Source organism: Pseudoalteromonas sp. 2CM32C (assembly GCF_023161925.1).
Lineage (GTDB): Bacteria > Pseudomonadota > Gammaproteobacteria > Enterobacterales > Alteromonadaceae > Pseudoalteromonas > Pseudoalteromonas marina.
In genome coordinates, this window is the sequence record NZ_JALNTI010000023.1 from 1 (window position 1) to 999 (window position 999).

1 rRNA gene is annotated in these 999 nt (G+C 46.1%); it reads right to left on the bottom strand.

The features are described 5' to 3' along the window. Positions 1-916: ribosomal RNA gene (locus MTF67_RS18430) — 23S ribosomal RNA — on the bottom strand; the annotation flags it as partial. Between the last annotated feature and the right edge of the window lie 83 nt (positions 917-999).

Sequence of the window (999 nt, forward strand, 5' to 3'; positions counted from 1 at the left end):
TACTTTACGGTATTCGGAGTTTGCAAAGGGTTGGTAAGTCGGGATGACCCCCTAGCCTTAACAGTGCTCTACCCCCGTAAGTATTCGTCCGAGGCTCTACCTAAATAGATTTCGGGGAGAACCAGCTATCTCCCGGTTTGATTAGCCTTTCACTCCTAGCCACAGGTCATCCCCTAACTTTTCAACGTTAGTGGGTTCGGTCCTCCAGTTGATGTTACTCAACCTTCAACCTGCCCATGGCTAGATCACCGGGTTTCGGGTCTATACCTTGCAACTATTCGCCCAGTTAAGACTCGGTTTCCCTACGGCTACCCTAATCGGTTAACCTCGCTACAAAATATAAGTCGCTGACCCATTATACAAAAGGTACGCAGTCACAGAACAAGTCTGCTCCTACTGCTTGTACGTACACGGTTTCAGGTTCTATTTCACTCCCCTCACAGGGGTTCTTTTCGCCTTTCCCTCACGGTACTGGTTCACTATCGGTCAGTTGGGAGTATTTAGCCTTAGATGATGGTCCACCTATATTCAGTCAAAGTTTCACGTGCTCCGACCTACTCGATTTCACTTAAAATGTCTTTTCATGTACGGGACTATCACCCTGTATCGTGGCACTTTCCAGAGCCTTCCATTAACACATAATAAGCTTAAGGGCTGTTCCGATTTCGCTCGCCGCTACTTTCGGAATCTCGGTTGATTTCTTTTCCTACGGGTACTTAGATGTTTCAGTTCTCCGCGTTCGCCTCGTTAACCTATGTATTCAGTTAACGATACCTGCAAGCAGGTGGGTTTCCCCATTCGGAAATCCTAGTCTCAAGTGCTTTTTACTAGCTTGACTAGGCTTATCGCAAGTTAATACGTCCTTCATCGCCTCCAACTGCCAAGGCATCCACCGTGTACGCTTAGTCACTTAACCATACAACCCAAACGGGTCTTTGTTTTGTGACAGTTTAACTTCGCCAGAAGTTAATATTGAATACTAAAGTAGATACCAATCAA